The following is an 18,218-nucleotide window of genomic DNA, read 5'->3' as shown; positions in this document are numbered from 1 at the left end:
CAGAGCGATCCTCTAGCTATCTTTGCAGTAGGAGTGGTTCACAGCGCGCGTTGCCACAGCCAGAACATCGCGCATACCGCCGCCAGCGACGAGCCGCCATACACCACGCCGGTCCTGTAAAAACGAGTGGTACGCAACAGGTAGGCGATCGGCAGGAACACCGCCACGATGGCGAGTTGCCCGATCTCCACGCCCAAGTTGAATCCCAGCAGCGTGCGCCACGCCGGTTCGCCTTCCGCATCGATCTCACTCAGCACGTTGGCGAAGCCGAAGCCGTGCAGCAGTCCGAATCCAGATGCAATCCAGACGCCGCTGGCTCCGGCCGTGCGCGGCAGAAGGTTCACGAGCGCGGCCACGACGACGGAGGCGGCGATGGCGGATTCGACCAGCCGGCTGGGCAGCACGATCCAACCCAATGCCGCGCAGCTCAGCGTGATCGAGTGCGCGACAGTGAACGCCGAGACGATGGCGACGACGCGGAGAAAAGGTCCGGAAAAGTCCGTGGCCGCTTCACGGCCGTGAGTGGTGCGCCGGAGCACGGCCGGAATGAGCAGCACCAGCAGGAACAGAATATGGTCGTAGCCGATCCAGATGTGCCAGACGCCCGATTTCAGGAGCTCGACCCACGGTGTCCTGCCGGCATCGGCGCGAGAAAACAGATTGGCTCCGCCAGGGGCGGCGATCAGGGCGCGCTGCGAGCCCAGGCCTTGCCAGATGACTTTCACAACTGCGCGGTGCTCGGGCCGATGCTCGAACAGCAGGGTGTAGTCGACGTCGAGTGACTCCACATCGTCCTGCGCCACGGCCGAGAACTCCGACAGCACGAACGGCTCGCCCTGCCGCGCACCGAAACTCAACTTCTCGAAGCGCATTCCCGGTTTCACGCCGTCAGCCAGGATCCGCAAGTTGGCATCGAGGTATTCCTCGATCTCGGCGCGGCGATGCTCGATCTCCGGCCAGGCGATGCGGCCGTCCCGATCGCTGTCCAAAGTCAGCGCCGCATCGAGATCGAGCAGCGGAACTTGCCACTCGCCGCGCACGCTTGCTCGCTCCACGTGCAGCGACAGCGACGATTCGTGCCCGGATTGAGCACGAGCGCAAGCGACGTGAGCCATGGCTGTCGCAAGCAACAGCAGCAGGATCGTGAACTGGCGGCTCATTGCACGGCGTGCAGCCGGCGCTCTCGATTTCTCAGAGAGCTGATCAGTTCGGCGGCGATCGTTCTCACGGACTGCACGAATGCCCGTTGCACGCTGTTGAGCGGGCCGTCAGCCCGATACACCGCATATAGATTGATCTTCATGATCGGCTCGACCACCCGGGTCTGCAGCTCCGCGCCCGCCGATACTGCGGTGAACGGGTCGACCAAAGCCAGGCCCTCGCCGCTGCACACGATGTCCTTGGCGATTTGGTACGTCTGCACCCAGGTCGAAATGCGCGCCGGCGGATCGAGCTGCTCCAGATAGGCCTGCAACTGGCGGCCGAGCTGATCGGCGCGAGTAATGCCGAGCAGCGTGGTGTTCGACAGCGAATCGATCGAGATCGCTGCAGGGCGGCGGTGCGCGACCAGGTGTCCTTCGGGGCGATCAGCACCAGCGGCCCTTCGCAAAGATGTTCGCAACGGACATCCGGATGCGTGAGCTCCTGCAGAGTGATGCCCACGTCGGCCTCTCGCAGGATGATGGACTTGAGCATCTCGGGTGAATGCTGTGTTGACAGTTCCACAGCGCTTTGCTGGAGCTGCTGCCGCAGGCGCGCCAGTGATTTGGGAATGATGGCGTTTGCGAGGGTCGGCGTGCTGATGGCGCGCAACGGCAGCTTGTCGGCCCGCGCGATGTTCGATACCAGGCGCTGCAGATCGCGCAGTTCCTCGAAGATGCGTTCGATCTGTCCCTGCAGCAGCCGCCCTTCGGGAGTGAGATGCCACTGACCTTTGAGGCGCACGAACAAAGGAAAACCGAGCCGACGCTCCGCCTGTTTCAGCAACTTGGTGGCCGCCGGCTGCGAAATGTTCAGCAGCGAGGCCGCATCCGTCAACGTTCCCGCCTGCAGAATGGCCTGGAACATCTCGATGTAGCGCAGATGCATGCCCCCCAATGAGCCGAGGTCTGGATTGTTATCGCGCAATGTCGATTGCATGCAACTCCCCTGCATCGCCGTCGTGATTCAGCCACCGAGGGTGCAGATTTCATGCCACGCAGCAACGTGACGAGCAGATCGTGCGCCGGTCATTACCTCATGACAGACATATGATTGTCACAACACTGCGGCACGCATGATTTTTTCCGCGTGCACTGAAAAGTCCCTGGCAACTCGCGAGTTGCACTCTTTGAGTGAGAGCGGACCGGCGAAATTGCGATCAAACAGTGCGTGGCGCGCCCGGCGCGTGCGAACACGGTGCGTATAACCCCTCGTTATGCAGGCGAACCGCCTTTTCATGCAGCCCTGGCGCGGCTGTTGCTAGCGTTACTGCATGTATTCATTGCACGAGAGGATTGCGCCATTGTTCCAGCCAGCTCCCAAGATCAGGAGGATCGCCACCCCCATCAAGGGACTGAACGTTCTATTTGCGCTTGCTATGACAACGCCCGCCGCGGCCCAGGAGGTCACCATGGCGGCGGACCAGCAGAGCCCTATTGAAGATGTGGTCGTCACCGGCAGCCGCCTGGCGCGCACCGGCTACGAAACGCCGACGCCGGTCACGGTGATCGGCGAGCAGGACATTCTTTCATCGGGCCAGCCCAACATCGCCGACTTCGTCAACGAGTTGCCTTCGGTATCGGGCAGCAGCGCTCCGTCGACCGCGAATCGCAGCTTGAGCAACGGCGCGGCAGGAATCAGCTCGGTGAATCTGCGCTCGCTCGGCAATGCGCGCACGCTGGTGCTGCTGGACGGCCGGCGCTCAGTGGGCTCGCTCGCGCAGGGAACGGTGGACATCAACACGTTTCCGCAGGGCCTGGTCAAGAACATCGAGATCGTCACCGGCGGCGCGTCGGCCACATACGGCTCCGACGCGGTTTCGGGCGTGGTGAATTTCATTCTCGACAAGACCTACACCGGCGTGAAGTTCAACGTCGAGGGCGGTGAGACTTCGTACGGCGACGATCAGAACTGGCAAGCGACGTTGACTGCGGGCATGCCGCTCGCTGACGGTCGCGGACATTTGCTGTTCAACGCGGAGTCCGCGCACCGCGACGGCGTCTACGGCATGCATCGCGAGTGGGCTGATGATGGCTGGTACATGGTGAACAATCCCGCCTATCAGCCCGGCAACGGCGCGCCTGAATATTTTGTGACCAACAACGCCGGGCAAAGCGTGATGACGCCCGGCGGCATCATCACGAACACCGCGTTGCGCGGCACGTATTTCGGTGTCGGCGGCTCGGTGAATCAGTTCGCGTATGGAGCGACGCGGGATCCGTGGACCATCGGCGGCGACTGGCAGCTCGGTCAGTCCAACCAGCGCACCTCGCTCGAGCCGGAAAGCGAGCGCGAGGGCGCGTTCACTCGCATGTCCTGGGACCTGACCGACAGCACATCGATATTCGGTGAGGCGTCCTGGAATCGCAACAGCGCCAAGCAGTGGGGTGGTGTGCAGTCCGACAAGGGCACGATCATCATCATGGCAGACAACGCATTCATTCCGGAGTCCGTGCGCCAGCAGATCGCCGAGTACAACGCGCTGCCGTCGGCGGACATCACCCAATTCAACCTGGGTTCCTCGAACGCCGACATTCCGACGCGCGAGAGCGATAACGAGCGCACGGTGAAGCGCTTCGTGCTGGGACTGGAAGGCACCTTCATGCTCGGCGCCGAGTGGGATTGGGATACTTATTATCAGCGCGGCGTCACCGACGCCGAGGAGCGGCTGTACTCCGCCCACACGGGGCGATTGCGACTCGCCCAGGACGCGGTCTTGCATCCGGACACCGGCGAGATCGTGTGCCGCTCCTCGATCGCGAACCCGGGCAATGGCTGCGTGCCATTCAATCGCATGGGCATCGGCGTCAACAGTCCGGAGGCGCTGGCCTATTTCATGGGCCATCCGGAGCGCACGCAGAAGTTCGAGCAGGACGTGGCCGCGCTCAACTTCAGCACCGAGGTGAACAATCCGTGGCTCGATCCCATCGGTGTCGCTTTCGGCGTGGAATATCGCCGCGAGGAAATCTCGGGTTACGTGGATTCGCAGTACCAGGAGGGCTGGATCGTCGGCAACTTTCTGCCCACCTTCGGCGATTACACCGTGCGCGAAGCGTACCTCGAGACGTTGGTGTCCCTGCCGTGGAACCTGGAGTTCAATGGCGCGGCGCGCGGCACCGATTACAGCACTTCCGGTTTCGTGACGACTTGGAAGGCGGGGCTCGCATGGGCGCCGCTCGCGGACTTGCGTGCGCGAGTGACACTCTCCCGTGATATCCGCGCGCCGAATCTGGAAGAGTTGTATCAAGCAGGTCGTCGCCGCACCAACTTCGTGACCGATCCATTCTTCAACAATATCTCCCAGCGATTCACGGAAACGACGATGGGCAACGTCGAGCTGCAACCGGAGAAGGCGGATGCATTGACCCTCGGCGTGGTGTATCAGCCCTCGTTCGTGCCAGGCCTGGCGCTGTCCGCCGACTACTACGACATCGAAATCGAAGACGCGATCAGTATGGTGAGCGCGCAGGACATCGTCGATCGCTGCTACGACGGCAATCAAACGTTCTGCGCTGCCTTCACGCGTGACCCCACCTCCGACTCGGGCAACGAGCTGCTGATCACCAACAGTCCGTTCAACTTCGTATCGGAGCGCGCGCGGGGCCTGGATCTGGAAGCAAGCTACCGCTTCGCCTTTTCCGACTTCGGCAGCTCCCTGCCGGGCAACATCACGTTGCGATCGCTGGCCACGCACTACATCGAAATGTCCTCCAACAACGGCGTCGATCCGCCGACCGATCGCGCCGGGCAGAACACCAACGGCGGTCCGCCGGACTGGCAATATCGGCTGTCCGCCGCGTACACGTTGGATCAGCTGACGGTGCAGCTCACCGGACGCGGCATAAGCTCCGGGACCTATGACAATACATATATAGAGTGCACTTCCGGATGCCCGCAGTCGACGGCGTTGAATCGCACCATCAATACCAACCACATCGACGGCGCGCTCTATCTGGACGCATTCGTCGCCTGGACGCTGCAAACCGACACCATGCGCAACCAGATCTTTTTCAAAGTGAACAATCTCACCGACAAGGATCCGGTGGTGGTGGGCCTTGGTCCCGGTGACAGCAGCAATGTCGAGCCAGGTATCAATCGCGCACTGTATGACTATCTCGGGCGTACCTTCCGAATCGGATTTCGTATCGACTGGGGATCATGACGAAAGCAAGTCGGGCGGCGGCGATCGCAGTGGTGCTGCTCGCCGCCGGCTATTGGTGGCATACGCGAGCGCCAGCAAATGTTCCCGCGCCGGCAGGTGGCGGATCCACGGTGCCCGTGACAGTAGTGGAGGCGCAGCGGCGAGACGTTCCTCAACGCATCTCGGCGATCGGCACGGTGCAATCGTTGCACACCGTCGTGCTGCGGCCGCAGGTGTCTGGCGCCATCGTTGAGGTGTCGTTCGAAGAAGGCGAGATGGTCGAACGCGGCGAGTTGCTGGCGCGAATCGACGATCGCTCCATCAAGGCGGCCCTGGCGCAAGCGCAGGCTGAAAAGGCGAGCGGCGAGGCCGATCTGCGCATCGCAGAGCTCGATCTGGCGCGCTACAACAGCCTGCGGGATCGCAGCATCGTTTCGCGCCAGACCATCGAGCAGCAAGCAGCGGTGGTCGAGAAGCTCAAGGCCGCGATTCGAGCCAGCGAAGCACGCATCGAGGCGCAGCGTGTGCAGCTTTCCTTCTCGGAGATTCGTTCGCCGATGCGCGGTCGCATCGGCATCCGGCGGATCGATCCCGGTAATCTGGTGCAGGCGGGCGATGAGCAGGGCCTGGTGATTGTGACTCAGGTCGATCCGATTTCGATTGTGTTCACGGTGCCGCAAGAGATGTTGTCCCGCTTGCGCGCGGCAACCAAGGCGAGCCGGCAGATGCAGGTGACCGCATTCGATCGCGATGGCGGCGAGCCGCTTGCGCACGGCCGCTTGACGACGATCGACAATCAAGTCGATGTTGCGACTGGCACGCTGCGTCTGCGCGCCGAGTTCGACAATGACAGCAACGAGCTGTGGCCCGGGCAATTCGTCACCTTGCAGCTCGAGACTGGCACCACCGCGAACGCGACAGTATTGCCCGCCCAAGCCATACAACAGGGCATGGAGGGCCCCTTCGTGTATCGCGTGCACGACGCAGTCGCGCAACCCGTACCGGTCGTCACCAGCTACCTCGACGATGAGATTGCGGTGATTGCCACCGGCGTCGCACCCGGAGATTCGATCGTGATCGATGGACAGTCGCGGCTCAAACCGGGCACCAAGGTCAAGCCATCTACAGCAGGCGGCGCCGCCGATGTCGCTGGAACCTAAGCACGTGCCTGTGAGTCGCGCACAGGCCAGCCTGGCTCGTGCGACGCTATCGAGCTGGTGCGTGGCGCACCCGATTGGAACGACACTGCTGACGATCGGGTTGATCCTGCTCGGCATCGCTGCATATCCGCTGTTGCCGGTCGCCCCCATTCCGGAAGTGGACCTGCCGACCATCGAAGTGAGCGCGTCGCTGCCGGGCGCGAGCCCGGAAACCATGGCCTCATCGGTCGCGACGCCGTTGGAAGTGCAGCTGAGCGGCGTGCCTGGCATTCGTGAGATGACCTCGAGCAGCTCGCTCGGCCGCACTTCGATCACGTTGCTGTTCGAGCTCGATAAGGATGTCGACGTTGCCGCGCAGGAAGTGCAGGCAGCGATCAATACGGCGGCTGGCAGGCTGCCCGCGGAGCTGCCGAACCTGCCGACCTGGCGCAAATCCAATCCCAATGACAGTCCCATCCTCGGCCTGATGATGCAGTCCGAAGTCATGACGCTGACTGCGCTGAGCGATCTGGCGGAAACGGCGGTGGCGCGGCAGATCAGCCAGATCGGCGGCGTCTCCGAAGTGAATATCTACGGCCAGCGCAAGCCCGCGCTGCGCATCCAAGCCTCGCCCGAAAAGCTGGCGGCGCTGGGACTCACGTTCGCGGATCTGCGCCAGATCGTTCGATCCGGTAGCGTCAACCGCGCCAAGGGCGCGATCTATGGCGAAGGACGGGTTGCCACCCTGGCCACCAACGATCAGATGTTTCGACCGGAGGATTACGCCAATCTGATCGTGGCGTACCGGCAGGGCGCGCCGGTGTTCCTGCGCGATGTGGCGCAGGTCTCGCTCGGGGCGGAGAACGACTACATTGCGTCCTGGCAGAACGGCAAGCCAGGCGTCTATCTCATGGTTCGGCGCCAGCCCGGCGCCAACATCGTCGCCACTGCCGAAGCCGTGCAAGCCGCATTGCCTGCGATTCGCGAACGGCTGCCCGCCAGCGTGGAGCTGGCGGTGCTCAATGACCGGACGCGCACCATCCGTTCCTCCTTGCATGAAGTGCAACTCACGCTGATCGTGACATTCGTGCTGGTCATCCTGGTGATGGGCGCGTTTCTGCGGCAGTTGTCGGCCACGGTGATCGTCGCGTGCGTGTTGATAGTCGCTCTGGTTGCGACGGTTGCTGCGATGTACGTGCTCGGGTTCAGCGTCAACAATCTCACGTTGGTGGCGCTGGTGGTGGCGGTGGGCTTTGTCGTGGACGACGCCATCGTCGTGGTCGAGAACATCCATCGGCGTCTGGAAGCAGGCGAGGGCATGCCGACCGCGGCGCTCAACGGCGCGGCCGAGATCGGTTTCACGGTGGTGTCCATCAGCTTGTCCCTGGTGGCGGCGTTCATTCCTTTGCTGCTCATGGGCGGCGTGGTCGGCCGATTGTTTCGTGAGTTCGCCGGAACGCTCACCGCCGCCATCCTGTTGTCTGTCATTGCATCGCTCACGCTCGCGCCAATGCTCGCTGCGCGCTTCATGAACACGCTGCCGGCGCGTGCGCATGACGAGTCGAGCTTCAGCGATCGTCTTACCGCGGCCTACGATCGGGGCCTCGTTTGGGCCCTCGGTCATCAGCGCGCCGTGCTGGGGATGTTCGGACTCACGATTGCCGTCGCCGTGGTCGGTTACGTGTTCGTGCCGAAAGGGTTCTTTCCGCTGCAGGATACTGCATACGTCTTGGGTTCCTCGCGCGCGGCGGACGATGTTTCCTACTCCAGCATGGTGCGGAAGCATCAAGCGCTCGCCGAGATCCTGAGCCGCGATGACGCGATTCAGGCCATCAGTCACGTGGTCGGCGCCGCGCCGCCGAACCCAAATCTCGCCAATGGACGTTTCTACCTGGTGTTGAAGGATCGCAGCGATCGGGATGTATCGTCGGAGGAGCTGATCGAGCGACTACGTCCGCAGTTGAATCAGATTCCCGGAATCACCCTTGTATTGCGCACCCAGCAGGACATCAATCTGGCCGGTCGCGGGTCGCGCTCGCAGTATCAGTATGTGTTGAGCGGCGCCGACAGTGGCTCGCTGGGAGAATGGGCCAATCGGCTCGCGACGAAGTTGCAAAGCATGCCGCAGTTCCGAGATGTCTCGAACGAGATGCAGCTGCGCGCTGCTGTGACCAAACTCACCATCGATCGGGTCGCGGCCGCGCGATTTGGATTGCGCGCGGAAGACATAGATCAAGTGCTCTACGATGCATACGGCCAACGGCAGATCAGCGAATATCAGAACGAGATCAACCAGTACAAGATCATTCTCGAGGCAGACGCACGGCAGCGCGCTCGGGCCGGGAGCCTGGATCACTTTTATCTGCGCTCGCCGTTGACAGATGCCATGGTGCCGCTCGGCGCGGTGACGCGCGTCGAGCCGCCTTCAGTCGGCCCGTTGAGCATCAGTCACGACGGGATGTTTCCGTCCGCCACGATCTCTTTCAATATGGCGCCGGGCATCGCGTTGGGCGAGGCAGTGAAGTTGATCGCGCAGGCCGAGGCCGAGGTGGGCGCGCCGGCGACGATCAAAGGCGCGTTCAAGGGCACGGCGCAGGCTTTTCAGGAAGCGTTGGCAACTCAGCCCTGGCTCATTCTGGCGGCGCTGGTCACCGTGTACATCATCCTGGGCGTGTTGTACGAAAGCTTCGTGCATCCGTTGACCATCCTTTCGACGCTGCCCTCGGCGGGCGTCGGCGCGATCTTCGCGCTCTGGGCAGTCGGCCAGGACTTTTCCATCATGGCGCTGATCGGCGTGGTGCTGCTGATCGGCATCGTGAAAAAGAACGGCATCCTGCTGGTCGACTTTGCGCTGGAGCGGCAACGCGCGGGCGCAACGCCCACCGAGGCGATCCACGAAGCGTGTCTGGCGCGCTTTCGTCCCATCATCATGACGACAGTTGCCGCGATGCTCGGCGCAGTGCCGCTCATGCTCGGGGTCGGCACGGGATCGGAGCTGCGTCAGCCGCTGGGCATCGCAGTGTTTGGCGGGCTGCTCGCGAGCCAGCTGTTGACGCTTTATACGACTCCGGTGATCTACCTGACGCTCGATCGTATCTTTTCCAGCCGAGCGCCTGCTTCAGAGCAGCCGTCAGCGGCCAATTCCACCCCGGTTCTTGCGGAGAAATAGATAGTGAATGAATCGATGAGGCTCCCGTGCGTACAGGAGGCCTTCGTGGACCTGCAGACCGAGCAGTCCGGATCGAACGATCATGAGCCGCCTTCATCGGCGAGCTACCAGCGGGCTACAAGCACATTTGGCGGCACACGCCCGTCTCGACGCAGCTCGCGTAACGACTGGTCGACTGAAGAACTACGGCGCCTGCGAGAGCTGGCGGCCACCGGTACGCCAGTGAACGCAATTGCCGGAGCTCTGCGACGCACGACTTCAGCTATCAAGAACAAGGCCGGCATGCACGGCATCTCCCTGCGGCCGCGACGGCATGGCTAGCGTTGCGCTGGCGCGCGCTCGCTCGATTCACCACGACAGCAGCATCATTCATTTCGGGGAAGTATGTTACGGACCAGTGTCTTGCGTCGTGCTCTGTTCGCACTGAGCAGCGCTTCATTGCCCTTGGCCAGCTTCGCAGGTGGGGTCCCCACGGCAGTCATCGACGAGGTGTTGGTGAGCGGCCGCTTGGACCGTCTGCAGGGAACGCCGGTCTCTGCCAGCCAAGGTGTGGTGAGCGACGAGCAGCTGTCGCTTCGCCCGGTACTGCGCAGCGGAGAATTGCTGGAGGTGGTGCCGGGACTCATCGTCACCCAGCACAGCGGCGACGGCAAGGCGAATCAGTTCTTTCTACGTGGATTCAACCTGGATCACGGCACCGACCTGGCCACCACCGTCGACGGCGTGCCGGTGAACATGCCGACCCACGGCCATGGGCAAGGCTACACCGATATCAACTTCGTCATTCCCGAGCTGGTGCAGGCGATCGAGTACCGCAAAGGAACGTATTACGCCGAGACCGGCAACTTCTCGGCCGCCGGCGCGGTGAACATGCGCTATCGGCACGAGATGGATGCACCGATGTTGGTTCTGGAGGGAGGCGAGGACAACTACATGCGCGGCGTCGCGGCGGCTGCACCGGAGGTCGGGGGAGGAACGCTCCTGGTCGGAGTGGAATACGCGCACATCGACGGTCCCTGGGTCCTGGAGGAAGATTTCGACAAGCGCAATGCGCTGCTTCGATACAGCCGCGCTGGCAGGGACGGTCGGTTCAGCATCACCGCGCAGGCCTATGAGGGCGACTGGAGATCCACAGATCAAGTGCCGCTGCGCGCCGTGCGCTCCGGTGAAATCGATCGGTTCGGCTTCATCGACCCGACCGATGGCGGATCCACTCATCGATACAGCCTGAGCGCGGATTGGAGCGGATCGCTGGGACCCGGCACCGCGAGCGGGCAGCTCTATGCGCTCGACTACGATCTCGAGCTGATCTCCAACTTCTCCTACTTCACCGATCCCGACCATGGCGACCAGTTCGAGCAGCTCGACGATCGTCGTATCTATGGCGGCAACTGGGAGTGGCGCCGCCCGTTCGATTGGCACGATCGAGGGCAGGAGCTTGCTGTGGGTGTGCAGATCCGGCATGACGATATCGACAAAGTCGGGCTCTATCGAACGATCGCTCGCGAGCGATTCGCTACCGTCCGCGAGGATGCCGTGAAGCAAACCAGCTACGCCGTCTATTCGCGCGTCGATACTCGCTGGAGCGATTACCTGCGCACGACGGCCGGTCTGCGCGCAGATCACTTCGATTTCGACGTGGACGCGAATCTTGCGGCGAACTCCGGAAGCGCGAGCGACTCGCTGCTCAGCCCGAAGCTCGCGGTCGTGCTGGGCCCGTGGCGGAAGACAGAGTTTTTCATGAACGTCGGCCGGGGCTTCCATAGCAATGACGCCCGCGGCACGACCATTCAAGTCGATCCTGCTGACGGAGTTACGCCCGCGCAACGCGTGGACCCGCTGGTGAAGGCGTTGGGCACAGATGTGGGGCTTAGAACGGCGGTTGTGCCCAACATGCAGGTCAGCATCTCGCTGTGGCGTCTGAATCTGGAATCCGAGCTGCTGTTCATCGGCGACGCCGGGACGACGGAGGCGAGCCGCGAGAGCGAGCGGCGCGGAATCGAATTGGCGGCCATTTGGAACCCCGTTCCATGGCTGATCGTCGATGCCGATCTTGCCTGGTCCCGAGCCCGCTTCAGCGATGCCGATCCGGCAGGGGATCGCATCCCGGGCGCGGTCGAGAACGTCGCGTCGCTGGGTGTCGCGATCGATCATCCGAGCGGCTGGTTCGGCGGCGCGCGCTTTCGGCACTTCGGCGCAGCCCCCCTGATCGAAGACAACAGCGTTCGCTCCGAGCCGACCACGCTCGTGAACGTCGAAGCGGGCTATCGCTTTGCTGACCGCTACAAGATCAGCGCGGCGGTTTACAACGTGTTCGACAGCAACGATCGCGACATCACCTATTTCTACGAGTCGCAGCTGGCTGGTGAGAGCGAGCCGGTGAGCGACATCCACTTCCATCCCGTGGAGCCACGGACGGTTCGAGTGACGCTCGGTGTGACCTTCTAGCGCACCTGTCGGATGCCAGAGCTGGCGCGGCCGCTAGTGATGGCGCGTAAACATCCTAGGGACTTTTGTTTCTGCGGCGAGCGCCGCTTCAGTCGTGCACGAGAGAATGTTTGCTGCGGCTGACGCGGGAATTCAGGTTTTCCCCGCTATGTGTCATCGAATCGGCATTGCTACGATCGCTCCGCGCCAATAGGAGAGCCCGGAGTGAACATGAAGTTCCGATCCATCATTGCCGCTACGCTGTTGACGGCTACATCCAATGCCGCGCACGCTTATACAGAATGCACTGGAAATATCACGCGCATCTGGAGCGACGGCACCACGTGGGTGTTTTTCGATACCGGTCTCGTATTTGGAGTGTGGCCTGCCGACGATGAAGCAGGTCCAAACGGCAGCAACCGATCCAAGAACATCCTCGCATTGGCGACGACGGGCATGGTCAGCGAACGATCGATAACGGTTCGCTTCGTCGACGACGGTGTCCCGTGCACCGGCGTACAAACACAGCATAAGGTCTGGGGCGTTTTCCTCAACTCGACCTGACGCTGATTCCAGAATCGATTTTCATCTGCAGCGGTCACCCTCGTTGCAGCCCGGCGTGCGCACGTCAAACGAAAGGGATTGCGAGTGCGTAATTCAATGGCTCGTTGGTTGGCAGGTCTGATTCTGGTCTTCAACGTGTCTCTCGGGGCGGCACAGGAGCAGGTTCCCTGGGAGTACGAGTGGCTGGGAGAAGGCATCGTCTATACACCCAGCGTGATCGCGGATAGGGACGGCACAATTACCGCGTTCATCATCGACAAGGACGATTATTCGATCAAATACCGCCGCTTGTTTACGGATGGAACGTCGAGCGGCTGGGAGTCGCTGGGGCTTATTGCCGCCTCTGATCCCTCAGCCGTCTCTCCGGCGCCCGGACAGATGACAGTCTTCTTTCGCGGGACGGCCGGCGGCGTCGGCTATCGAACGTGGCTAGGGGGTACAGAGTGGGGCCCGCTGGAAGTGCTCTATGGAAATGTGGTGGCGGGCGGTCCAAGGGCGATCGCCATTGGCAATGGTCGGATCGCGGTATTCATCGTTGGCAGCGGCAATCGCATCGAATATCGCCTCTTCGATGGTGCAACATGGAGCGATTGGATAGGTCTGGGCAATTCGTGCAATATCGTCCGCCCAATCTCCTGGGGACCTGGGCATATGGCGGTGTTCGCCCGGTGCGGCGGCAGTCTTCAGTATCGGACCTGGCAGGGCGGCTCGGCATGGGCGCCGTGGCAGGTGATCGAGGGCAATCTCAGCGAGTTCGAAGTGACATCCTGGGGCCCAAACCGCTATGACGTCATTGCGAACGAGTTCAGTTCATCGCCGAAGCGGCTGAAGCGCCTCTGGTTCGATGGAGCGTGGCATTCGGAGGTACTTCCGCACACAGCGCGGAATGTGGGGATCGCGTCTCCGGCCCGCGGAGTCGTCGACTTCTTCTGGCAACGAGTCGGCAGCGGCTTCGACGACGTTTCCCATATGCGGTTGGATCATTCACAATGGTCATCAGTCGTGTCCCTCCCAAGGGACGCCGACGGCAATCCACTCGGTTTCGCCTCCCGAGGCGTCACGCATGTCTTCATCCGCGGCATGCAGTTCGATTACAACTTGCTGCACTTCAAAGCGCCTCCCCGTGGGAACGGGATCGTTCCCTTCACCACGGTCCTTCCTGTGATCAACCATCTGCTGTTGAGCGATTGATGGGCCGGCCTGGACCCATCCGGCGGACTCAAGCCTTCGCTGCGACTCAGCCGAGATCTTCGACGAAGTACACGCTGGCGGTCGACCAATCCGCAAGCGAGCAGGTCTGGTTGGGGTCCTGCATATAAAGACGGACTGTCGTTCCGGCCTTTTGAGCGGCCATGAGAATGGCCTGCCAGCTGCGGCACGCCGCCGCCTTGGTGGTTACGCCTTGGAAGACACCCTCCTGGTGGACGTTACACAGCACCCAGTGTCCTCCGTTCGCCTGGCGGACGTGAAGCGAACCATCGTTCTGAACGGCGACGCTGGTGATGATACCGTCGCAGATGGCGGCGCCCGCATTCGAGCACAGCAACGTCGTCATTGTTGTCGCAACGAGCATATTCTTGAACATATCTGTGTACCTTCCTTGTTGACATGCACGAGAGACGGATCGAAGCAGGGCGCGCGCGGCGGCTTCTATAGTAGCCTTCCATGGCGAGCGCATGATGTTCCATCTGAGTGTTGGTAGTTTCGGGGCTGGTAGATGTTCGTGTCAATGTAAGTCATCGCGGCAGATCCGCAACGGCCTGCTTCAGCAAAAACCTGATTCATCCTGCAGCAGCCGCCTCGGTAATTGACAACCGGTGCGGGCGACAGCAAATTACAGACAGGGCGCTCATGGATTGGCGCGCATCCAAAGAAACAAAGTGAGGGATCACATGTTCGCATTCGGCGCACCCAAACTCGTTCGGAGCGTTCTGGCATCAGTGGGCTTGCTCATCGCGGCCGATGCGTCGGCACTCACCGGCACCATTCAAGAGCTTTATTTTTCAGGGCAAGGAAACTTTCCGGTGCGGATCTTTCTGCACGGAGTAACAGATCCTTGCGGTAACGGTGGCTCCGCCTTCGTGTACTTCGCGCCCGCATATGACAGTCTCGGGCGCGAAACAGCGAACTACAACGTGTACGCAGCCGCACTGATGATGGCCAAAGCTCAAGGCAGCACCGTGGCCTTGGTCGTGGCGCCCGATACAGCCAACCCGTCGTTCTGCAAGCTCGTCGAGTTCGGGATGCATTGAAGCGAATCGGTCCCGGCGCTCACGCAGGGCGCGGACCAATCAGTTGAGGCAACGTGCCATGGATAGCAGATGGATCCTGGGAGGATCGCTGGCGCTGAACGCCGCTTTGATTGCGATCCTGATCTTCGCGAAGGACGGCTCCGATGTTTCCGCGGTGTCCCGGGAAAAAACGGCCGCGACATCACCCAGCGATTCGAGACCGCCGCCCGCTGCGAACACGGAAGAGCTTCGAAGCACGTTGGAGCAACTGCGCGCAAAGGGAATCGAGCCCGGGTTGGTCAAAAAGTTCATGGTTTCGCTCGTGCAAGCGGAGCCCGCGGCGCCTGCCAGGGCATTCTGGGAGCCAAGATTCCGGCAGATCGCAACAGAGGAAGTCGCCCGCTTCGAGCAACAGCAGCGCGCCGAGCAGACGTTGACGACGCTGTTCGGTGCCGAGGCACAGTACGATCCAGCGTTCGCACCCGTTTTCTTGCCACTGCATAAGGATTTCGATTTCCTGTCCGCCGACAAGCTGCGCGGCTTGCAAGCACTCATCGCGCAAGCCAATCGCACTTTGGCGAGCCTGCCCATCGAGCCCGGCTTGAGTGTGAAGCGTTCCGAAGTGATGGCTCAGCTCAATGCCGGCGTCGAGCAGCTACTGGGAGCTGATGAATTTCGAGAGTATGAACTGCGCCGCTCGAGCATCGCTCAGCAGTTGCGAGAGCTGGAGTTCGAGTTGGACGAGTCGGAGTTTCGCCGGATGTTCGCAGTGTACGCGGAGGCGCAGGCGACGCGAGGCGAGTCCGTGGTGCGTATCACAGCCCATGCGGACGACCAAACATCCAGCCAGGTCCGTGAGATCCTCGGCGAGCAACGATTCCGCCAGTACGAGATGAGCCAGGATCCTCGTTACAGGGTGTTGTCTTCTCTGGCGGCCAGCTATCGGGTGCCCGACGCAAACATCGTGCAGGCCTATGCGCTGCTTCGCGAATCGGATGAGCGCGCAGAGTCGCTGCAGAGACAAGGTCCCGTGATGGCCCTCGACGCGCGGGCGAAGTGGGCTGCGGCAGAACGGACTAAGAACGAGCAGCTACGGGCGCTCCTTGGCGAGCCCGCCTACGCGGCGAGCGCCGCCGTGCTGGCAACCGGTGTTCGCAGCCTTGCCCATGCCTCTACGGTTTACCCGACGAACCCCGCCAGGACGGCGGTGCCTATGGGGAGCAAGGAATGAGCAACAAAATCCTGGGTGGGCTGGTTGCGATGGCCTTATGGGCCTTGACCGCTGCGAGTCCCGCCGTAGCGGGCGAGTATCAGGGATTCGCCGATCGTTACAGTGTGCAAGTGGGCGACTTGAACATGGATGGGCGGCAGGATCTGCACCTGAAGTTCAAGCCTCCGGTGCTACCCATCATGCTCGATGACATCGCGATTCCGATCGCGCCTCGGATTCCGGTGCAGGACTTCGTGTTGCAACAGAATTCGAGCGGTGGGTTCACTTTGGTTTCCAATCTCACTGCCGCTCAGCAGGCAACCATCCGCTCGTGGGGCGAAATCGCCGCCCAGCTCATTTATGGAGATTTCAACGTCGATGGCGTGATCGATGTGCTGATCCGTGAAGTATCGAACTTTGTGCCCGGCGCAAAGGACGCCATAGTGTTCGCGCCTTTGAATCACGGGGCAGCTCCCGCGCATGTGCGTAACTGGGACGCGGGCCTCGAATGGTTTGTTCGCGACGTAGTGGGTTGGGTCGAAGATCCCCAACACTACTATGACCCAGGGCTGGTGTATGCCTGCCAACCGCGGCTCGTATGGATTCCGATCTACGAGGGCGACGAGTTCGGCAATGTGTGGTACCGCTGGGAGCCGGTCCAGGTGGTGGTCTGCGGAACCTATCTGGATACGACCAACTACAGCGTGCCGGCGCTCGAGTTCTTGAACGAATTCATCTACTCGCTACGTTTCGGCGATCTCTGGCCGCAGGTCGACGAGGCCCCGCAGGTCTCGCAGATCCTCAAGACCGTACTCGGGATTCCGATCATGCGCGACACGCTGGAAAGCGGCGGCGCGAATTGGGGCGTGGAAAGCAGTCTCGCTCCCGCGCTCATCGATCCGGACTCGCCCGATACTCGCGACAGTTTCTTTGCCCGACTGCGACTGGACAGTCTCTTCAAGGTGTTCCGCAAGCTCGTCATCGACACGTTCTGCGATCCGCCGGGGACGCCGCACAGCTATGAGATGGAGAACAAGGTTTGTCCGGCGGGCGCGGCCGGTTGCACCCAGAGCGACGTGTACTTCGGTGAAATGCTCTATCACCCGGTGACTGGCTACTGGGATCGAAAGCGGCCGTTCATCGACGGGGAGATTGGTTACGCACGCATGGGTTGTACCTGGGAGATTCCCGGGGCGTGCGATCCGCTCAGTCTGCTGGGGTGGAAGGGCGTGGGCATCCTCGATGGCGGTCCCATCCAGGTCACGAGGTACGACGCTGAATATCGATATCAGAATCAGACACTGCCGGGCCACCTGTTCCATTCCGGGACCGTGAACCGATGGAGCCAGCCCGATCCGACCGGAGGCGTGAAGATCCGCACCGTCGGTGGCGGCACGGGCGCGTGTCCGGTAGTGAATGAGCTGGGCGGGCTGTACATCTTCTGGACGCTCGACCGTTTCATCGAATGTCACATCGCCGGCGGCTGTGGCAAAGCTCACTGAAAGCCTGGTGCCACCGGCGATGCAAGCTTGCTTGCATCGTCCGGTTGGTTCATCCGGTCGCACAGCGACTCGAAGCGATCGGGCCACTCCGGATCGATGTATCCCCGCGATTCCGAGCGGTTCTGTTCGGGTTTGGCCCGCACCAGCGCGTACACCTGGCCCGGCAGGCTTCGGCTCAGTCTCCCGTGGAGCTCCTTCAGGGTGGCTAGTGACTCTGGCGTCCAGCTCTGGCTTTGTTCCGAGAGTCGGACCATGAAACATCCCTCTCCGAGCTTCTTGAGCGCCATGCTGAAGCCGTATGTGTGCCCGGGAGGATTCGGTGCGTATTCGAAGGCATCGCCGGTCAGGGGGCGCTCCAGCGGATTGGCGATCGGTTCGTTGGCGGTGGGGTAGTAGACGTCGAGCTTCTTGCCGATGGCGAAGCGGGTGACCTGGCGTTCGAGCGCCACTGCCTCTTGAGGTGATTGTGTTCGGACGCCGATGATCGCAGTCGGAAAGACATAGCTGCCGAAGTACTCGTCGCTACCGCAGCTACTGGTCATAAATGGCAGCAATACAGTGACAGGCAGTAACCAGCGTCGAGGCACGGGAGTATCCCTGATGACCGTCGTGCCCGCATGATAGCGGAGTCGAGA

General features: G+C 61.8%; 13 protein-coding genes and 1 pseudogene. 9 read left to right on the top strand and 5 right to left on the bottom strand.

Features of this window, described 5'->3' with window-relative positions:
- Positions 1-38: 38 nt before the first annotated feature.
- The 3 genes and pseudogenes from JM946_RS17730 to JM946_RS31750 all read right to left on the bottom strand — a co-directional run.
- Positions 39-1,160, bottom strand: coding sequence for a HupE/UreJ family protein (locus tag JM946_RS17730; protein ID WP_203168689.1), 1,122 nt, complete (start codon positions 1,158-1,160; stop codon positions 39-41).
- Complete coding sequence (locus tag JM946_RS30510) at positions 1,157-1,621, bottom strand: LysR substrate-binding domain-containing protein (RefSeq protein WP_230979812.1); 465 nt, start codon at positions 1,619-1,621, stop codon at positions 1,157-1,159. The genes JM946_RS17730 and JM946_RS30510 overlap by 4 nt, the downstream gene beginning before the upstream one ends.
- 2 nt (positions 1,622-1,623) lie before the next feature.
- A pseudogene (locus JM946_RS31750) lies at positions 1,624-2,088 on the bottom strand (LysR family transcriptional regulator); the annotation flags it as partial.
- Positions 2,089-2,578: 490 nt separating this feature from the next.
- Here JM946_RS31750 and JM946_RS17715 point away from each other — a divergent pair.
- The 6 genes from JM946_RS17715 to JM946_RS17690 all read left to right on the top strand — a co-directional run bounded on the left by JM946_RS17715 (position 2,579) and on the right by JM946_RS17690 (position 13,831).
- Entirely contained in the window at positions 2,579-5,362 is a 2,784-nt protein-coding gene (locus tag JM946_RS17715) for a TonB-dependent receptor plug domain-containing protein (RefSeq protein WP_230979811.1), read from the top strand.
- The gene (locus JM946_RS17710) at positions 5,359-6,501 is read left to right on the top strand and encodes an efflux RND transporter periplasmic adaptor subunit (RefSeq protein WP_203168685.1); all 1,143 of its coding nucleotides are present in this window, start codon (positions 5,359-5,361) and stop codon (positions 6,499-6,501) included. Before JM946_RS17715 ends, JM946_RS17710 begins: the two co-directional genes overlap by 4 nt.
- On the top strand, positions 6,485-9,649 hold the full coding sequence (locus JM946_RS17705; RefSeq protein WP_203168684.1) for an efflux RND transporter permease subunit: 3,165 nt from the start codon (positions 6,485-6,487) through the stop codon (positions 9,647-9,649). The genes JM946_RS17710 and JM946_RS17705 overlap by 17 nt, the downstream gene beginning before the upstream one ends.
- Before the next feature lie 444 nt (positions 9,650-10,093).
- On the top strand, positions 10,094-12,097 hold the full coding sequence (locus JM946_RS17700; RefSeq protein ID WP_218042952.1) for a TonB-dependent receptor: 2,004 nt from the start codon (positions 10,094-10,096) through the stop codon (positions 12,095-12,097).
- 210 nt (positions 12,098-12,307) lie between these two features.
- Positions 12,308-12,640 (top strand): hypothetical protein, encoded by a 333-nt coding sequence (locus tag JM946_RS17695; protein WP_203168682.1) that lies wholly within the window; start codon positions 12,308-12,310, stop codon positions 12,638-12,640.
- Between the two features lie 84 nt (positions 12,641-12,724).
- Positions 12,725-13,831: a hypothetical protein gene (locus JM946_RS17690; RefSeq protein ID WP_218042950.1), complete on the top strand. Its 1,107-nt coding sequence runs from the start codon at positions 12,725-12,727 to the stop codon at positions 13,829-13,831.
- 46 nt (positions 13,832-13,877) lie between these two features.
- Here JM946_RS17690 and JM946_RS17685 read toward each other — a convergent pair whose 3' ends face one another.
- Positions 13,878-14,225, bottom strand: a complete 348-nt coding sequence (locus tag JM946_RS17685) for a hypothetical protein (RefSeq protein WP_203168680.1) — start codon at positions 14,223-14,225, stop codon at positions 13,878-13,880.
- Positions 14,226-14,532: 307 nt separating this feature from the next.
- Between JM946_RS17685 and JM946_RS17680 the strand changes: the two genes are divergently transcribed.
- From JM946_RS17680 to JM946_RS17670, 3 genes are read left to right on the top strand one after another with little or no spacing between them, the layout of a single operon-like run.
- Entirely contained in the window at positions 14,533-14,892 is a 360-nt protein-coding gene (locus tag JM946_RS17680; protein ID WP_218042949.1) for a hypothetical protein, read from the top strand.
- Positions 14,893-14,950: 58 nt separating this feature from the next.
- Positions 14,951-16,102, top strand: coding sequence for a hypothetical protein (locus tag JM946_RS17675; protein WP_203168678.1), 1,152 nt, complete (start codon positions 14,951-14,953; stop codon positions 16,100-16,102).
- Positions 16,099-17,583, top strand: a complete 1,485-nt coding sequence (locus tag JM946_RS17670; RefSeq protein WP_203168677.1) for a hypothetical protein — start codon at positions 16,099-16,101, stop codon at positions 17,581-17,583. The genes JM946_RS17675 and JM946_RS17670 overlap by 4 nt, the downstream gene beginning before the upstream one ends.
- Here JM946_RS17670 and JM946_RS17665 read toward each other — a convergent pair.
- On the bottom strand, positions 17,577-18,125 hold the full coding sequence (locus JM946_RS17665; RefSeq protein WP_203168676.1) for a hypothetical protein: 549 nt from the start codon (positions 18,123-18,125) through the stop codon (positions 17,577-17,579). The two genes, JM946_RS17670 and JM946_RS17665, sit on opposite strands and share 7 nt — an antisense overlap.
- Positions 18,126-18,218: the final 93 nt, after the last annotated feature.

This window comes from Steroidobacter gossypii (assembly GCF_016801985.1).
Classification (GTDB): domain Bacteria; phylum Pseudomonadota; class Gammaproteobacteria; order Steroidobacterales; family Steroidobacteraceae; genus Steroidobacter; species Steroidobacter gossypii.
Note: the sequence above shows the minus strand (reverse complement) of the source record. Positions and strands in the feature narration are given on the sequence as shown.